Genomic DNA, 17,010 nt, shown 5'->3' with positions numbered 1-17,010 from the left:
CTTCGATAGACAATAACAGAAAGAAAAATACGACTTTATCTAAGAGAATTCAAAATAATTTAATTATTGAGTGTCCAAAAATGTATTTTAAATGCAGTCATGTGGATGTGATGTGTCGTATAGAGGGAAAATAATCTCTATCAAAGTTCCTTTTGCAGGGGTAGAAAAAATATAAAATTTTCCCATGTTAGCATCTACCATTGCTTTGGCAAGGGGCAATCCTAAACCAGTGCCTTCTCCGCGAATTTGTTGAGAATTAGGTATTTGTCCGAAAGGTTTCATAGCCTTCTCTAATTCATAATTTGTCATGCCTACTCCAGTATCTCTAACGCGTAGGATTACTTCTTCGTTGCTTGTATGTGTAGTAGAAATGATAATTTGTCCTCCCGAAGGAGTAAAATGAATTGCATTTGATAATATATTAAGCGCTATTTGCTTTACAGAACGTAGATCGGCAAGTATTCGAGGGATATTGTTGGCAAATGAAGTGCGTATGAGAATGCGTTTTTCATTCGCGTATAGTTGTACTAAAGAAATAGCTTCAGAAACCGCTTCATCTAAAGACACCGGTTCAAAATGTAAATTCATCTTCCCAGATTCTATTTTTGATATGTCAAGGAGATCATTAACAATATCAAGAACAAGATTCCCAGAGCGATCTATGTAATTGGCATATTCTATATAACGAGGGTTACCTAAGGGTCCAAATCTTTGATTTTTGATAACTTCAGAAAAGCCAATGATAGCAGTGAGGGGGGTGCGAATTTCATGGCTCACACGCGCTAGGAAATCACTTTTATGCGAGCTTTCTTTCTCTGCTATTTTTTTAGCATGAGAAAGTTTATTTTTCTCTTGTTTCCACTCAGATATATCATGCATTGTGAGCGAGTAACAACTAGAAAAAGGAAGTTTTTTTATTATAATACGCAGAGATAAAAGCTTCTCTTCTTTAGTACTTCCTAAAGTTATTTTTTCCAGTGTTTGTCTTAAATCAAGAGATAAAATCTCTGTAAGATAATGGTTCATAACACTTGGGGTGTTTTGCTCGAGAAATACCGTAAATGGTTTTCTGAGTATATCTTCTACAGGATAGCCAAATAACTTACTGACCGCACGATTAGTAGAAAGTATTATTCCCTCTCTATTGATAATAGCGATGCCATCAGAGGTTGCTTCTAAAATGGAGCATAATTGCATGACTTCAATTTCCATTTTTCTCTTATTAATTCTTGTATCTACATCTTCAGGTTCTATCCCGTTTTGAGGCATATTTTCTGGAAATTGGTTGGCTTTTTCAAAAGGAATAAAAGTCATAGCAAGTGAATTCTCTCGATTCCATTGAATGGTATGCAAACGAGCGGATGCAGCGATACATGTTCTATCAGAACGATATAACATCACAGGCTTTATAGCATTGTTGTCTGATAATTTGGGAGCATCTAATAACGTAGACAAGCCTCCTGCTATTTCTATATCATCGACGCTTTTATACTTTGTCAGAAGGAGGAAAGAAGGATTGGCGTAGAACAAATTCCCATGTGAGTATACAAAAAAAGGTATTGGGCATTTGTCAACAGTTTCTGGTGTTAAATTTTCTCCTTCATCAAAATACGCGGACAACGATGGGTGATTACGGTGGGATAAATATTCAAAGCTTTCTTTGGAATTATTTTGGAGAGTACCAAAATATTGTTTTTTGGTATACTGATTTAAGTTAATAGTATGGAAGTCTTCTTGTTCTGGAAGAGAGGATTCTTCACTAGTTAGCAAAGGATATTTCTCGGTTTTTAAAACATCATCCTTATGGGCATAGTATTCAGTAAGAGAGGATACTTTGTTTTTCATCCTAAGATGAGGTGGCGGAGATTGTTGAGAGAAGATATCATATTTTTCTTTTTCAACAGAAGAATGACCTTTTTTTATTTCATGCAAGTGGGAAAATTTCTTATCTAGTCTCTTCCCCAATGCCCTTGGATCGTTGTCTACTCGGTTCACGTGAACAATTCCAAATCCCCTAAAACCGCTAAATTCACGATTCCTTGAGTATATTGGCAAAGCAGCGAGGTCAATAGGGACATACAAATTCGTTCCTTCTATGGGCCATAGGGTAGTCTTGCCGTACCAAGTATTTTGTCGTTTCAAAAGATCGCCAATATGATTATTAGGGTCAATATGAAGTATATCGCTGACGTCACACAAGCGCATGCCAATCATTTTGAAGGCATAATTCCCAATAGTTTTAGGTAATTCTTCTGAAATTTCTTTTAGATATCCATGAGCATCTATGTTCCATGTAAAACGAACTGTGCGAGGAATTGGATCAAACACAAACGTATTTTCTGAATCTAAATAGTTTGTATTACTTACAGATTCTTGATTTTGATCTGTAAAATTTGATTGCTCAAAAGAATCATGGCAAGGGTTTTCTTTTTTTGATTTTTCGGTTTCAAAACCATTGTCTATCTTCTTTTTAGATAAATCCTGTGTATTACCTTTACAGTTGCTTGTCAAAATGTCTTCAGGATTTGATATAATAGAATCAGTACTCATTTTTGAACCTTTTGGTTTTTTCTATCCTAGTATAGTTCAGAAATTTTTCAGTTTTTATGGCACTCACATGATTTTAAGTTTCTTCTACGAGATATGCACAAACGGTGAGACTATGTCAGCATGAATGTTATTCTCAAAAATATTGATATACGCCCAATATTTTGCAAAAGGATACTGTTTTGACAACACTAGTATTTCTCTTTGTATCAAATTTTTGTACGGATGTACAATGTTGTCTACGAAAGGATATTGCGTTATGATCATCTTGTGTCCAGTATGTGTTCAAAATCTAGTAAGGGTATTGACGCCTGCTCGACATCTCTCTAAGAGAATACCGAACGTGTATATGATCTGGAAGTGTAAATTTGTAGTCATTAACGTTAATTTATCATTAAGGTTAATATATTGTTTATGAGGGTGGATGTTGTTTTTTAAGGAGATGACAGTATACGGTTGAAGGCGTTGAATATAGGTTCGTAGGGGATAATTCGAGAAGATTTATTTATTATGCGGTTGTAGCTCAGTTGGTTAGAGCGCAGGTTTGTGGCACCTGAGGTCGGCGGTTCAAATCCGCCCAACCGTACCACCTATAATCATGACATTGGGTTTTCTTGTCATAGGTTTTTGCTCGTTGTAAAATTTGATCTAATGGTTAAGTGCGAGGCATTTTTCATTTTGCACAACCGTTTCCGAATCGGCTTAATGATTTAACAATCATAATTTCAAGGATCCATCGGCTTTTAATCTGAAATTATGCCGTGGATATTATTCTTTTTCTTTTTGGTTTATGAATAATTCAAGGTCAGCAAGTTGTTGTTCAATTTTTTCTAAACGCTTGCCGATCGCGGTGATTTCTTCGCGAAGATGGGATGTCGTGCGCTTAACGTTCTCGATCTCTTCTGCGCGCACAACCCCCATAGAATTTAAGGTTCTCTGAATTTTTATTTGAGCGAAACTCTCTGCTTCTTTGGATATGTCTTTGAAAGCATCCGACGCACAACTAGCTAAACGAGATGCTTGTTGAAAAAATTGGTTTGATCTAAATGACATTTTATTATCCTATGGGTAAAAGAATTAATCAGGTGTATTTTATCGTATTATGTTGATCATCACAATGTATTAGTTGGTTTTATGCGTTTATGTTAGTTTATAGTGTTAACGGTGGGAAAATGTTTTTAGAGTGGTGTTTAGGGGAAAGAAGGGAGTAGTAAATGGAAAGAGAATACATGTTATGGTCTATTTTAACGTATCCTAACCTTAATCCTGTTGCGCTATCACTGGGACCTATTGCTATTCGTTGGTATGGATTGGCTTATTTAGTGGGGATGTTATTTGGCATTTGGTACATACAGTATTTGCTAGGGAAACCTGCATTGTGGACGGAGAAGCAAAATAACGAGAATCTTGTTTATAAGGAAGGAGATTGCCAAGAAAGCTGTTTTTTTTGGTTGGCAATAAGCGTGATTGTCGGTGGGCGCATTATGTATGTCCTTTTTTATAACTGGCAAGTGTTCTGGAACTCCCCATTACATATCTTTTTCTTGTGGGAAGGGGGAATGTCTTTTCACGGTGGTTTAATAGGTGCGTTTGTATCGTTGTTTTTATTGTCGCGCATTTATTGTTTTTCTTTTTTGCTTTTCTTAGATCTTGTAGCTGCTTCTGTGCCAGTCGGAATATTTTTGGGGCGTATTGCTAATTTCATCAATGGTGAATTATGGGGAAGGGTTTCTTGGGTACCATGGGCTATGGTTTTCCCTGATGGAGGTAGTTTGCCACGTCATCCGAGTCAGTTATATGAAGCAATCACTGAAGGATTGATGATTTTCTTGATCATGCAGTTGATGGTTTATCGTGGTTCTTTCAAAAGTCCGGGATTGACGGCAGGTGCTTTTGCTATTTGTTATTCTGTTGTGCGATTTTTTATGGAATTTTTCCGTGAACCAGACTATCAATTGGGATATTTGTTAGGTGGTTGGATGACAATGGGAATGATCTTATCAATACTGCCTTTTCTCGTCGGTGTAGGGATGGTTTTTCAATCTATGAATTCAAAATCAGGGAGTTCTTTTGGAAAATAAGCTGATTCGAAAAATTGTTAATCTTATTAAAAAAAATGGTCAGATGACTGTTGACCAATATTTCGCATTGTGCGTTGCGGATCCTGAGTTTGGTTATTACAGCACATGTAATCCCTTTGGTGCTGTCGGTGATTTTGTTACTGCGCCAGAAATCAGTCAGATTTTTGGGGAGATGTTGGCGATCTTTTTAATTTGCGCTTGGGAACAACATGGATTTCCGTCGTGCGTCAGATTAGTAGAACTGGGGCCGGGGAGGGGAATTATGATGCTGGATATTCTGCGGGTGATTTGCAAATTAAAGCCTGATTTTTTTTCTGTTCTATCGATTTATATGGTTGAAACCAGTGAAAGGCTCACGCTAATTCAAAAGAAACAGCTTGCATCCTATGGGGATAAGATAAACTGGTATACGAGTCTTGCGGATGTGCCTCTAGGGTTCACTTTTCTTGTGGCCAATGAATTTTTTGATAGTTTACCAATTAAACAGTTTGTTATGACAGAGCATGGTATCCGTGAACGTATGATAGATATAGATCAGCATGATTCTCTTGTCTTTAATATAGGAGATCATGAAATAAAATCAAATTTTCTCACGTGCAGTGATTATTTTCTTGGGGCGATATTTGAAAATTCTCCATGTCGAGATCGTGAGATGCAGTCCATTTCTGATAGATTGGCGTGTGATGGTGGAACGGCAATAGTTATTGATTATGGATACTTGCAATCTCGTGTAGGTGATACATTGCAGGCAGTTAAGGGACATACTTATGTTTCTCCATTAGTAAATCCAGGACAAGCAGATCTTAGTAGTCATGTTGATTTTCAGCGGTTATCTTCAATTGCTATTTTGTACAAGTTATATATCAATGGATTGACAACGCAGGGTAAATTTTTAGAAGGGCTTGGAATTTGGCAAAGAGCTTTTTCCCTTATGAAGCAAACAGCAAGAAAAGATATTTTATTAGATTCTGTAAAACGTTTAGTGAGCACATCCGCTGATAAAAAAAGTATGGGAGAATTATTTAAGATTTTAGTTGTATCTCATGAGAAAGTGGAATTGATGCCTTTTGTGAATTAGCATTTTTGTTAAAAAGTATTAGCATATCAATTATTTGTATTTTAAATTAAACAATCCATTAAATAAAATTATTTTGATATGTCTAATGGTATTATATGCCGTGCAAGGTCGTCTTCGAATGAGTGGTATTTTTTAATTTTTTTGTATACTGTGTTCTTTTGATTTTTAAAAGGAGCCGGTATTACTCGAATGTGGATTGGAGTTGATGTGTGAATGTTGAGTGGTTGGGAAATATAATGATGAACTATTAGGAGAAGTTTTATTACTTTTGGAATATAAATTTGGTTTAAGAAATTGTTTTACGTTTTGAATAGGATACGTTTCATATGAAAATTTTTGCAGGAAATTCCAATAGGAATCTTGCTCAAGAGATTTGTGATTATTTGCATACCTCTTTAGGAAAGGCTTCGGTCACATATTTTTCTGATAGAGAAGTATTTGTGGAGATTGGGGAGAATGTGCGGGGAGAAGATGTTTTTATAGTTCAATCTACTTCTTGTCCCGCTAATGATTATTTAATGGAATTGCTTATTATGATAGATGCTGTGCGTCGTTCTTCTGCAAGGCGTATTACAGGAGTAATTCCTTACTTTGGGTATTGTCGTCAAGATCGAAAACCTAGTCCTCGCACGCCTATATCTGCTAAATTAGTTGCTAATTTGATTACGCAAGCTGGAGCTGATCGTGTTATCATGTTGGATTTACATGCAGGACAAGTTCAAGGTTTTTTTGATATTCCGACCGATAATTTATATGCGTTGCCTATTTTAGAACGTGACATTAAAGAGCGTAATGATATTTCCAATCTTATGGTTGTTTCTCCTGATGTTGGGGGGGTCGTGCGTGCACGTGCACTTGCTAAAAGGTTAGGATGTTTGTTAGCCATCGTTGATAAAAGACGAGAACATCCAGGGAAAATTGAAGTTATGAATATTATAGGGAAAGTAGAGGGTAAAGATTGTATTCTTATTGATGATATCGTCGACACTGGAGGAACGCTTTGTGGTGCTGCTGATGCCCTATATGAACAGGGAGCTTTAAGTGTGACAGCTTACATTACACATGGTGTTTTATCGAGCTCTTCTATTGAGCGCATAGAAAAATCTAAAATGAAAGAATTAGTGATTACTGATTCTATACAACCTACAGATTTAGTAAAATCTTCTGCTAAGATACGTATTCTTACTATTGCTCAGTTAATGGGAGAAGCTATTAACCGCACTTTCGAAGAACGATCTATTTCTAGTTTATTTGATTAATCGCATATACATGCATTCTATAAATTATTGGAGTCCGTGGTATCTAAAAATTTTTTTTGAATTTAATAGAGTAAAATGTAGTTCTTTAGATAATGGATGCTAGAAATCTATTGATATTCCGTTTTTTTCCCAATCTCCAAAACGAGTAGGATCTAGTCCCTTCCTCCCTCCTATTTCTATTGGAAGTTTTGCATCTTTATTGTTGGCAGATTTGCGCTGTTTAGCTTCTTCTAGAGCACGTTTTGCAATAGAAGAAAGGGGATCATGTGATGTTTTTATTGTAGAATTATTCATAAGACCTCGGATATTTATTTGTACAGTGCGCAATTCTATTACTGGAACATGAGGCGAATAACTATTTTTGCATAGATCTCATTGTAGGATCAGCGACATTGTTGCACGATATGTGATGAAAAATATACTATGGTGGTAGGTAATTTATTTTTCCGAGTATAATGGATTGGTAGATATATTCAAGCTATTTTATCATGATGTTTTTGGCACACAAATTAACTGTATAATTTTTAGGGACGTATCATTGATTAATTTTAATATTGGTATTTCTTCCAATTAAATATCAATTATGTATTGGGTTGTTGATGACTCTTTGAGTATCGCTACTGTCCATAATGTCGTTTTTTATTACAATAACAATCTAAGAAATAGTTACCATATTTGGATGGTGATATCGATATTAAAGCTTTAATTCGAGATGGAGGCCTTCATCGCACTGAATCTCGATTAATAATAGTTTGCTCGTTCCGTATGCCAAATCTTCATTCTGTGATGGATTATGGGATCACAGTCGCATGATGATATGTTAGGGGGGTTATTTCATCGACAGCAATAGTCCTCGCAAGGAGGCGATACGGTATTTCTTAGAAAAATCCATCATTATTTTTAATCTGCAACAAGTGGAAACTATATTAGCAGCTAATTTCAAGGTCAATTCGATACTCTGTTACCCGCAATATTTAAAAGTCCTTACAAATACTAGCTCGATTATCATTCTTGGGGTTTTTCCTTTGGTAAAATTTCATCCTTCTTAAAATGATATTACAATGAGTGAAATTAAAGAGTTTCTGTGGCTTTAAGTGAGTTACAGGTCTTTTTTATTAAACACCTTCCTCCGATCTAGACTGCTACTAGCCTAAGGGATATTTTGTTGTCATCTCCTCATATTACGATCTTCCATTACTTTTGCTACGAAACCATACTGATAGAAGAGGTGATAATTTGCTTTCAGTATTGTTGCTTTATAAGCTTTTCTTTTTTTAAAGAAGTTCCATCGGCGAATCGTATAGCATAACCTATAAGTTAAATAATCAAGAAAAATAGTAGAATTATCAAAATACAACTCTAAGAATTATTTTGATAAAATAACAACAACATGAAAGCGATCAGGTCCCGTCAGAATTTTTGATCATGTAAAAGGAGGGAAGGCTGAGGTTTTGGATGTGGTGTAAAGCTCAAGTTTTCTTTAGCCATGATGGATGAAATTTCTTGATATACATGGAAAATTCGTCCTTATCCAGACTGATACTTATTACAATAGTTTGGAATATAATGCTTGTTTTAAAAAAGTATTATCAACATGTAGGATAAGATAGATGTTTGTAAAGTGCTAAGACTAATGTGTTGGCCAAAATACTTTCAGAGAATACTGACAATCCCGGATTGCATCTAATTAATAATAAGGCGTACATCTTCTATGGATCAATGTTTGTTTGAGCGCCAGAGCACGTGATCTGCTGAAATTGATACTTTGTGGCAACGTTGTTACAAGCGAATAAATACTGCTCTTATGCCATTGATATATTAGGTAGAAACTGTTTGACGTCAGGGCGAGTATTCAGCATTCTCTGCTAATCACATTCTTTCCCTTCTTGAATGAGACCAAGCCCTGTGTTATCTGTCATGAGCGAACTTTCTTCTTTTATTAGTATATTGGTTCCTTAGTATAGAAAAGTACGGGGAAGATGAGAAAAATTATCGATAAATCCAAGGTTATTTTTGTAAGATATTTTAGAAAAAAGGAGAAGATAAACGATTGATTTTATTTATATATTTCTATTACACTACAAAATATGTTACTAAAATATCTATTGTATAAAGTCCAATAGCGTGGGACTATACCATAGGAGATTCAGTCCTTGAAAGATAAGAATATTGTGCAAGAAAATTTTACGCCACAAAGAGTATCGAAAGTTATCGCTCGTGCTGGAATTGCTTCTCGGCGTGAGGTTGAGCGCATGATTGCGCAACAAAGAGTAAAAGTAAATGGTATTTTACTGGAAAGAGCAGCAGTCAATGTAATGTCGACTGATCATATCGAAGTTGATGGTGTTCCGCTACGGAAAGCGGAAAGGACGCGTTTATGGCTTTACCATAAACCTATAGGATTAGTAACGACTCATTCCGATCCTGATGGTCGTTCGACTGTTTTTGATAACTTGCCTAGTATTTTTTCGCGTGTTATTTCGGTAGGTCGTCTTGATATCAATACAGAAGGGCTTCTCCTTCTTACCAATGATGGGGGGCTGGCTCGTGTGCTTGAACTACCTTCGACGCAGTGGTTACGTGTTTATCGCGTGCGTTTTCATGGGCAAGTAGATCAAGATAAGCTCAATCTACTGAAGAAAGGTATAGTTATTCAAGGTATTTGTTACGGAGATATGCAGGTAACGCTTGATACTCAAAAAGGTTCGAATGCTTGGGTGACAGTAGGTTTACGTGAAGGGAAAAATAGAGAAATCAAAAAGGTTTTTGAATTTTTTAATTGGAAAGTAAATCGGCTAATTCGTATTTCATATGGTCCTTTTCAATTGGGGACATTATTGGCAGGATCTACTAGAGAAGTTTCTAAGAAAATATTGCGTGAACAATTGGGTCCCCATCTGCTAGAAGAAGCACAAGTTAATTTAGATGCTCCTATTTATTCTTCTGAAACGCTTGTTCGAGATCGTCCGAATATTATCAGTGAGGTACCTGATGACTTCACACGAATGAAGAAAAATAGTAGTCAGAAAAATGGATTGAGTAAGCAAAAAAAACTTGCGACTCCAGTACACAGAAGAAATCTTGCTTCTAATGTTTGGATGGCAAAAGGTATTCATTCTTCTTTTTTATCTGATTCCGGACAGCGAGAAGAAAATCATCGTCGATCTCCTAGTTTTCCTTCCAAAAGATCTTTGCGTAGAACAAGTGCAAAAAAATGAGTAGGGATATCTGCTCGAAGATTGTGAAAAGTATTTTTTTATGAAAAAAGACAGCGATCGTTTATATAACAATCATTTATTAGATAATAAAAATGAATAAAATTCGGATTATTGGAGGTAAATTTCAAAGACGTTTGTTGCATACACCGCAAAATAGATCTATTCGTCCTAGTGATAGTCGAACAAAAAAAGCCCTTTTTGATATTTTAACGCATGTTTATCCTGTTTTTTTAGATTCTACACGTATGCTAAATATATTTGCAGGTACGGGCTCTGTCGGATTTGAAGCTTTGTCGCGAGGTTGTCATTATGTTTTGTTTGTTGATAATAACTCTGAAAGTATAAGATTAATCCGTAGAAATTCTGAACTTCTGGGTGTAGAAAAGAACTGCAATATTTTTTTTCGAGATGTTTTACGTTTGGGAAAGATAGGAAATATAAGTCCGTTTCAGTTGGTATATTTAGATCCTCCTTATGGTCAAGGATTAGCGCAACAAGCACTAGCAATAATAGATAAGGAAGGATGGTTGGAGCCCAATGCCTTAGTAATTATAGAAGAATATGCTGGGACTTGTATATCGGTTGGAGCTGCATTTCATTTTCTGCAAGAGCGTAAATATGGCGATACGAAGATCTATTTTTTCTCTTATAATCCTGTATAATGAATATTAGATATTAAAGATTTTTATTGGTGAATAGAGGATTACGACTAGTCATTTATAGTGATCCTTTTTAATTATTGGAATATAGATATTTTTACAATTCTTTGTGGATTTCCTACAAACAGTCATCTGGAGACTGGTAATCCGCACATGGTTATCATCCTCAATCATCTGTAGTACAGGAATGGGTTATTATGAGAGATAAGTTGTATTATCCTGAGCTTCATCGCATTCCATGGTGTAAGCCATTTCAGTAATGCGCAAATTTTCACAAAATTTTTTTTGTTGTCGTATCTGAGAAAATATATTTAGTTTTTTGAAAATAATAAATGAGATTTATCAATTAATGTCAATGTTACATGGTATGTTTGGTGGGATGAATCTGTTATATTGGTATAAAAAATTATGTTTGATGGATATAGATTTTATGTATGAGTGGAAACAGGATCTTGATATAGTCAGATCGGCTGTTCAGGGTGCAAGTACGGTAGCTATGCAGTATTTTCTTCGTTCTCCTAATGTTTGGTGGAAACACGAAGGATCTTCTCCAGTATGTGATGCTGATATTGCCGTCAATGATTATCTTGAATCGTTTTTAAGGCCTTTGCGTCCTGCATATGGGTGGCTATCAGAAGAAACAGATGATGATCTGCAGCGTTTGAACTATGAAACCCTTTTTGTAGTTGATCCTATTGATGGAACTAGAGCATTTATTGAAGGCAGGAACGAATGGTGTATTAGCGTGGCTGTTGTACATCATGGTCGTCCCGTGATTGGTGTGGTGCATGCATCCGCTCTTGGTAAGGAATTTTTCGTTTCTGTTGGGATGAAATCAACATGTAATGGGAAGAATATATCTGTTTCTTCAAATCAAATGAGTGATAGTCTAGCGATTATGGCGAGTGATGTTTCATTAAAGGGATTAGATTCCTATGTTCGCTTCCGGCGACAATCTTCTATATCCTCTTTGTGTTTGCGTATATTAATGATTGCAAGTGGAGAAGTAGATGTCCTTATCGTTGATCGAAATGCCAATGATTGGGATCTTGCTGCTGCTGATTTATTGCTTGAGTGTTCTGGTGGTGCGTTGGTTGATATAGATAGAAAATTATTGACGTACAATCGTTCTCAAGTAAATCATGAAGTGTTATTTGCTTCTGCTAAGTGGCATTTCCCATCTTTTAAGCAACATTTATCAACTTTATAGGATGTGATTGAACAAAATTTTTTGCTTTTAAGGAGTGAAAAAACGACGATAATGAGAGAAGGGGAATAATTGTGATTAACGGTATCCAAGAAGAACAGGTTTTGTATTTGGTATTTGGAGGAGAATTAGAGAATATCACGCAGAAAAAAATGCGTAATCCTGATGATATAGATGTCGTTGGAATATTTTCCAGTTATTCTAATGCGTATGATGTTTGGAAAGAAAAATCTCAGCAAATGGTTGATAATGCATTAATGCGCTACTTCGTCGTAGATATTTCTAGATTCCCTCATTATGAATTAGGAAAAGAATAGAGTTGATTGATTCAGTATTATTTTTTGAAATTATTCCTCATTTGTAAGGATACACAGAATATTAATATGCGAAGGGTTGGTTTGATTGGCTAATGTTTTAGATTGTATTCTTTTAGGAATATATCGTTGGGGGGGCATTTTTTTTATGCCTTTTCTATCAGTATCTCTAAGCCTTTATAGGGTGTTCAATAGGGAAAGAGGAAGGAAATTTGGAGAGAGATTAGGTTATCCAACTGCTCTACGTCCCATAGGACCTCTTATTTGGTTTCATGCCTCAAGTGTTGGAGAAACAATGGCGCTTATAGGACTTATCCCTGCTATACGGAGTCGTCATGTCAATGTTTTGCTAACGACGATGACTGCTACTTCTGCGAAAGTAGCTCGGAAATATTTGGGACAATATGCAATTCACCAGTATGCTCCATTAGATATACAACCTGCCGTTTCACGTTTTTTAAAATATTGGAAGCCAGATTGTATGATCTTATCCGAATCAGACATATGGCCGTTGACGGTTTTTGAATTATCCAAGCAGCGTATACCTCAAGTTCTTGTTAATGCACGTATGTCTCGTCGCTCTTTTAAGAATTGGAAGACTGTCCTCTCTTTTTCCAAAAAAATTTTTAGTCAATTTTCTTTGGTCATTGTACAATCTGAACGTTATTTCAGGCGTTATAAAGAGTTAGGCGCACAAAAATTGATTGTATCCGGTAACTTGAAAATAGATACTGAATCTCTCCCATGCGATAAAGAGTTGCTTTCTTTATATCAAGAATCAATTGCGGGGCGATATACCTGGGCAGCAATTTCAACTTTTGAAGGTGAAGAAGATAAAGCGGTATACGTACATAATTTTATTAAATGCCGTACAGATGTTTTAACTATTATCGTACCACGTCATCCTAGGCGTTGTGATGCGATAGAGCGAAGACTTATAGCTAAAGGATTGAAAGTAGCGCGTCGTTCTCGTGGAGATGTTATAAATGCAGAGGTTGATATATTTTTAGGGGATACGATTGGTGAGATGGGTTTTTACTTGCGTATGACCGAAATTGCTTTTATAGGTCGTTCTTTTTGTGCTAGTGGAGGACAAAATCCTCTTGAAGCTGCTATGCTTGGGTGTGCTATTCTATCTGGTCCGAATGTAGAAAATTTTCGAGATATTTATCGAAGAATGGTCTCTTCTGGTGCTGTACGCATAGTAGAAGAAGTTGGGACATTAGCCGATATGGTATATTCATTACTATCTGAACCAACAATACGATATGAGATGATTAATGCTGCTATAAATGAGGTTAAAAAAATGCAAGGACCTCTTAAAATTACGTTACGCTCCTTGGATTCTTATGTTAATCCACTTATTTTTCAAAATCATTTATTGTCTAAAGATCCATCATTTAAACAGTAGGAGATTTGAGTGCTCTTTTTAGACAAGTAAAAAATATAAGGATATTTTCCCTCTCATGATGAAAAGTCCGTTATTTTGGTGGAAAGCTCGAGGCTTTTATTCATTTTTTCTCTATCCTATATCTTGGATTTATTCTTTTATTTCATCTAAATTGATGAAACGTGGCCAGCGTTTGCATGCTCCCATTCCTGTTATTTGTGTTGGTGGTTTTGTCATGGGGGGGACAGGGAAAACACCAACTGCATTAGCTATTGCGAAAGCTGTTATTGATAAGAATCTCAAACCAGGATTTTTATCGCGTGGATATGGTCGAAAATCTAGGATTTCTTTCCGTGTTGATTTAGAGAAACATAGTGCTTATGATGTCGGGGATGAACCCCTTTTGCTTGCTCGACGAGCAGTGACTATTGTTACGAGTGATCGGAAAATAGGTGTGCAAATGCTACTCCAAGAAGGAGTAGATATTATAATTATGGATGATGGTTTCCATTCAGCTGATTTACAAGCAGATTTTTCTTTGATAGTAGTAAATTCTCATCGTGGATTGGGCAATGGATTGGTATTTCCAGCAGGACCTTTAAGAGTTCCATTGTCAAGACAACTTTCGTATGTTGATGCCATTCTTTATGTCGGTAATAAAAAAAATGTGATTTCTAGTATTAAGAATAAGTCGGTTTATTTTGCTAAATTAAAACCACGTTTGACATTTGACCTTTCTGGTAAGAAAGTTCTCGCTTTTTCTGGTATTGCGGATACAGAAAAGTTTTTTACTACCGTGAGACAACTAGGTGCGCTTATTGAACAATGTTATTCTTTTGGGGATCACGCACATCTTAGCGATAAGAAGATAGCGTATCTTCTTGATCAAGCTCAACAAAAAGGTTTAATTCTAGTGACAACTGCGAAAGATGCAATGCGTTTACACAAACGCCCTGGAAGAGCTGAAGAAATTTTCGCGAAGAGCATGGTGATTGAAGTTGATATCGTTTTTGAAAATCCAGATGATCTCACGAATTTAGTTGAAATGACAGTTGTTTCTTTTGCTAATAGTAATAAAAAACCATGTGGTTAGTAAGGAATCTTACCAGAAATCTTTTCGGCCTCGAAGGAGGCTTCTGCGTTGGCATAAGGCACCTGTCTATCAACACTCCAATAACACAGTTTTTTTAGAGGAATACGCTGCCCTGTAATAGCACATACAACATATGTTCCAGGTCGTATAATTTCGAATGTTCCATCTTTATATCGAATACTAGCTTCATTCTCATCAACTTTATTATACATATCGCCAACGTTCTTTCTATACTAGATTAATATGTAACACATGATTTCTTTTTTAACGTCCGAATAATTTTTCTATATCAGATAACTTTAGTTTGATAAAAGTAGGTCGTCCATGATTACACTGACTGCTATTCGGATTTTTCTCCATTTCCCGCAATAATCGATTCATTTCAATGGATTGCATTTTTCTACCTGAACGAATAGAACCATAACAAGCCATAGTTGCAAGTATATTCTCTATCCTATCTTGAAGAGTATATGTTGTACTGCTGTCTATGATTTCATCAATAATATCTCGAAGGAGTTGTGGTATATTTTTTTTGGAAAGAATTGCGGGAATTTCACGAATAGCGATGGCGTTAGGACCAAAACGCTCAGCTTTGATTCCTAATCGGTGTAGATCTTCATCATGTTCCATGATAAGAGCACATTCCCCTTCAAGCAGATCTATTATTTCTGGTGTCAATAACGTTTGTGAAGTGATTTTAGTACTATTAAAATCTTGACGCATTTTTTCAAAAATAAGTCGTTCGTGTGCGGCGTGTTGATCTACAATGACTAATCCATCAGTAGTTTGAGAAATAATATAGTTTTGATGAATTTGTGCACATGCTATTCCCAGTTGGTAATGCGTTGCTTCGGATTCTTCAACAGGATCATTATCTTCGGAATATGTAGGATCATCACTAGGTAATAAATCGTTTGTAGATAAACGATTTTCTTGAAGGAAAAGTTTTTCTTGGGTATTGGTGAGCGAAGTTGCATATTTTGGAAGATGAGTTTTAGGGGCATTATCTTGATGAAAAGAGGAAATCATCTTCTTAGAAAGAACAGAAGAAGTGGAGATTCCTTTCTTATTAATTGCTTTTTGAATGCTTTGAATAATGAAATTACGTATTATAGTGGGATTGCGAAAACGGATATAAGATTTTGCAGGATGGACGTTGACATCTACTTGTCTCGGATCGATCTCTAATAGAAGCACCACAACAGGATAGCGTCCTAATGGTATAGTTTCAGCATAGGCCGTTCGAATCGTCGAAAGAATAAATTTATCTTGAACTGTTCTACCATTGATAAAAACATAAAATTGATTTGCATTCCCTCGATTGAAAGTAGGAATTCCTGTATATCCTTGAAGAGTAATTTCATTGGATTTTTCATTAAGTTCAACTGCATTATTAATAAAATCCTCTCCAATGACTTGAGAAATACGTTCGGGGAAATTACCATTGGTAGACTGAAAATTCATTTTATAACGATTACTTTTAATCGTTGAAAATGTAAAGCTTACTTTAGGGTAAGCAATAGCCATACGGCGGATGACATCAGTGATTAAGTTAGTTTCCACTTGTTCACTTTTTAAAAAATTTAATCTCGCAGGTATTGTAAAAAAAAGGTCTCGAACTTCTACAATAGTACCTGGATTCATGGCGACAGGACGAACAGAGGATATTTTTTCTCCAGAAATGGCAATTTGTGCGCCCGTGTTATTTTGAGGAGGGCGACTCATCAAAGTAAGATGAGATACAGCTCCTATCGAAGGGAGTGCTTCGCCTCTAAAACCGAATGTGTGGATATTAGAAAAATCATCGGATATTTTAGATGTACAATGGCGTTGTACCGCCATTGGGATTTCTTCCGATGTCATCCCAAAACCATTGTCAGTAATTTGAAAGAAGGATTTGCCTCCTCCAGCAATGACTGTTTCAACACGACTTGATTCCGCATCGAGAGAATTTTCTATTAACTCTTTGATTGCAATAGAAGGTCTTTCAATTATCTCACCAGCAGCGATTTGATTGATGATTTTTTCAGAAAGTTTTCTAATCTTCATAGGTATAGTATTCTAGATTCAACACACTTGATCATACGATTCTATCAGGACTTGCCAAGTAATAGGATAATAGTGAATAAGTAGAGGATGATCCTACCTTATCATGAAAATAAAT

At 35.9% G+C, this 17,010-nt stretch carries 14 protein-coding genes and 1 tRNA gene; 10 read left to right on the top strand and 5 right to left on the bottom strand.

What is annotated here, in order from left to right; translation table 11 throughout:
- Nucleotides 1–87: 87 nt before the first annotated feature.
- On the bottom strand, nucleotides 88–2,550 hold the full coding sequence (locus CD16_RS01435; RefSeq protein ID WP_012778632.1) for a PAS domain-containing sensor histidine kinase: 2,463 nt from the start codon (nucleotides 2,548–2,550) through the stop codon (nucleotides 88–90).
- A gap of 509 nt (nucleotides 2,551–3,059) precedes the next feature.
- On the opposite strand from CD16_RS01435, the gene CD16_RS01430 reads away from it, so the two are divergent.
- Nucleotides 3,060–3,136, top strand: a tRNA-His gene (locus tag CD16_RS01430).
- A 179-nt stretch (nucleotides 3,137–3,315) separates the two neighbouring features.
- On the opposite strand, the gene CD16_RS01425 is transcribed toward CD16_RS01430, so the two are convergent.
- Nucleotides 3,316–3,600, bottom strand: coding sequence for an accessory factor UbiK family protein (locus CD16_RS01425; RefSeq protein ID WP_012778631.1), 285 nt, complete (start codon nucleotides 3,598–3,600; stop codon nucleotides 3,316–3,318).
- 161 nt (nucleotides 3,601–3,761) lie between these two features.
- Here CD16_RS01425 and lgt point away from each other — a divergent pair, with 161 nt between their 5' ends.
- The 3 genes from lgt to CD16_RS01410 all read left to right on the top strand — a co-directional run bounded on the left by lgt (nucleotide 3,762) and on the right by CD16_RS01410 (nucleotide 6,965).
- Nucleotides 3,762–4,628 carry a prolipoprotein diacylglyceryl transferase gene (gene lgt, locus CD16_RS01420; RefSeq protein WP_012778630.1) on the top strand — a complete coding sequence of 289 codons (867 nt, stop codon included), beginning with the start codon at nucleotides 3,762–3,764 and terminating at the stop codon, nucleotides 4,626–4,628.
- Complete coding sequence (locus CD16_RS01415) at nucleotides 4,618–5,706, top strand: class I SAM-dependent methyltransferase (RefSeq protein ID WP_012778629.1); 1,089 nt, start codon at nucleotides 4,618–4,620, stop codon at nucleotides 5,704–5,706. Before lgt ends, CD16_RS01415 begins: the two co-directional genes overlap by 11 nt.
- 326 nt (nucleotides 5,707–6,032) lie before the next feature.
- Nucleotides 6,033–6,965, top strand: coding sequence for a ribose-phosphate pyrophosphokinase (locus CD16_RS01410; RefSeq protein WP_012778628.1), 933 nt, complete (start codon nucleotides 6,033–6,035; stop codon nucleotides 6,963–6,965).
- A gap of 99 nt (nucleotides 6,966–7,064) precedes the next feature.
- Here the strand turns inward: CD16_RS01410 and CD16_RS01405 are convergent, their stop codons facing one another.
- Nucleotides 7,065–7,259, bottom strand: coding sequence for a DUF1674 domain-containing protein (locus CD16_RS01405; RefSeq protein ID WP_015452351.1), 195 nt, complete (start codon nucleotides 7,257–7,259; stop codon nucleotides 7,065–7,067).
- 1,859 nt (nucleotides 7,260–9,118) lie between these two features.
- Between CD16_RS01405 and CD16_RS01400 the strand changes: the two genes are divergently transcribed.
- The 6 genes from CD16_RS01400 to lpxK all read left to right on the top strand — a co-directional run bounded on the left by CD16_RS01400 (nucleotide 9,119) and on the right by lpxK (nucleotide 14,846).
- Nucleotides 9,119–10,183 (top strand): pseudouridine synthase, encoded by a 1,065-nt coding sequence (locus CD16_RS01400; protein ID WP_012778625.1) that lies wholly within the window; start codon nucleotides 9,119–9,121, stop codon nucleotides 10,181–10,183.
- Nucleotides 10,184–10,275: 92 nt separating this feature from the next.
- Nucleotides 10,276–10,845 carry a 16S rRNA (guanine(966)-N(2))-methyltransferase RsmD gene (rsmD, locus tag CD16_RS01395; protein ID WP_012778624.1) on the top strand — a complete coding sequence of 190 codons (570 nt, stop codon included), beginning with the start codon at nucleotides 10,276–10,278 and terminating at the stop codon, nucleotides 10,843–10,845.
- Nucleotides 10,846–11,191: 346 nt separating this feature from the next.
- Entirely contained in the window at nucleotides 11,192–12,052 is an 861-nt protein-coding gene (locus CD16_RS01390; protein WP_012778623.1) for a 3'(2'),5'-bisphosphate nucleotidase CysQ, read from the top strand.
- 71 nt (nucleotides 12,053–12,123) lie between these two features.
- Entirely contained in the window at nucleotides 12,124–12,366 is a 243-nt protein-coding gene (locus tag CD16_RS01385; RefSeq protein WP_012778622.1) for a DUF4170 domain-containing protein, read from the top strand.
- Between the two features lie 85 nt (nucleotides 12,367–12,451).
- A complete protein-coding gene (locus CD16_RS01380) occupies nucleotides 12,452–13,774 on the top strand; it encodes a 3-deoxy-D-manno-octulosonic acid transferase (protein WP_012778621.1) in 1,323 nt (440 codons plus the stop codon).
- A gap of 55 nt (nucleotides 13,775–13,829) precedes the next feature.
- Entirely contained in the window at nucleotides 13,830–14,846 is a 1,017-nt protein-coding gene (gene lpxK, locus CD16_RS01375; protein WP_012778620.1) for a tetraacyldisaccharide 4'-kinase, read from the top strand.
- Here lpxK and CD16_RS01370 read toward each other — a convergent pair.
- Nucleotides 14,843–15,058 carry a DUF2093 domain-containing protein gene (locus CD16_RS01370; RefSeq protein ID WP_012778619.1) on the bottom strand — a complete coding sequence of 72 codons (216 nt, stop codon included), beginning with the start codon at nucleotides 15,056–15,058 and terminating at the stop codon, nucleotides 14,843–14,845. The genes lpxK and CD16_RS01370 overlap by 4 nt on opposite strands.
- 52 nt (nucleotides 15,059–15,110) lie before the next feature.
- Nucleotides 15,111–16,895 (bottom strand): DNA mismatch repair endonuclease MutL, encoded by a 1,785-nt coding sequence (mutL, locus tag CD16_RS01365; RefSeq protein WP_012778618.1) that lies wholly within the window; start codon nucleotides 16,893–16,895, stop codon nucleotides 15,111–15,113.
- Between the last annotated feature and the right edge of the window lie 115 nt (nucleotides 16,896–17,010).

The organism is Candidatus Liberibacter asiaticus (assembly GCF_000590865.3).
Lineage (GTDB): Bacteria > Pseudomonadota > Alphaproteobacteria > Rhizobiales > Rhizobiaceae > Liberibacter > Liberibacter asiaticus.
This window is presented reverse-complemented; position numbering and strand designations above follow the sequence as displayed.

Coding starts and splice junctions, on each gene's coding strand:
- lpxK (WP_012778620.1), top strand. CDS start 13,830: ATGATGAAAAGTCCGTTATTTTGGTGGAAAGCTCGAGGCTTTTATTCA.
- CD16_RS01405 (WP_015452351.1), bottom strand. CDS start 7,259: ATGAATAATTCTACAATAAAAACATCACATGATCCCCTTTCTTCTATT.
- CD16_RS01435 (WP_012778632.1), bottom strand. CDS start 2,550: ATGAGTACTGATTCTATTATATCAAATCCTGAAGACATTTTGACAAGC.
- rsmD (WP_012778624.1), top strand. CDS start 10,276: ATGAATAAAATTCGGATTATTGGAGGTAAATTTCAAAGACGTTTGTTG.
- CD16_RS01370 (WP_012778619.1), bottom strand. CDS start 15,058: ATGTATAATAAAGTTGATGAGAATGAAGCTAGTATTCGATATAAAGAT.
- CD16_RS01390 (WP_012778623.1), top strand. CDS start 11,192: ATGTCAATGTTACATGGTATGTTTGGTGGGATGAATCTGTTATATTGG.
- lgt (WP_012778630.1), top strand. CDS start 3,762: ATGGAAAGAGAATACATGTTATGGTCTATTTTAACGTATCCTAACCTT.
- mutL (WP_012778618.1), bottom strand. CDS start 16,895: ATGAAGATTAGAAAACTTTCTGAAAAAATCATCAATCAAATCGCTGCT.
- CD16_RS01425 (WP_012778631.1), bottom strand. CDS start 3,600: ATGTCATTTAGATCAAACCAATTTTTTCAACAAGCATCTCGTTTAGCT.
- CD16_RS01410 (WP_012778628.1), top strand. CDS start 6,033: ATGAAAATTTTTGCAGGAAATTCCAATAGGAATCTTGCTCAAGAGATT.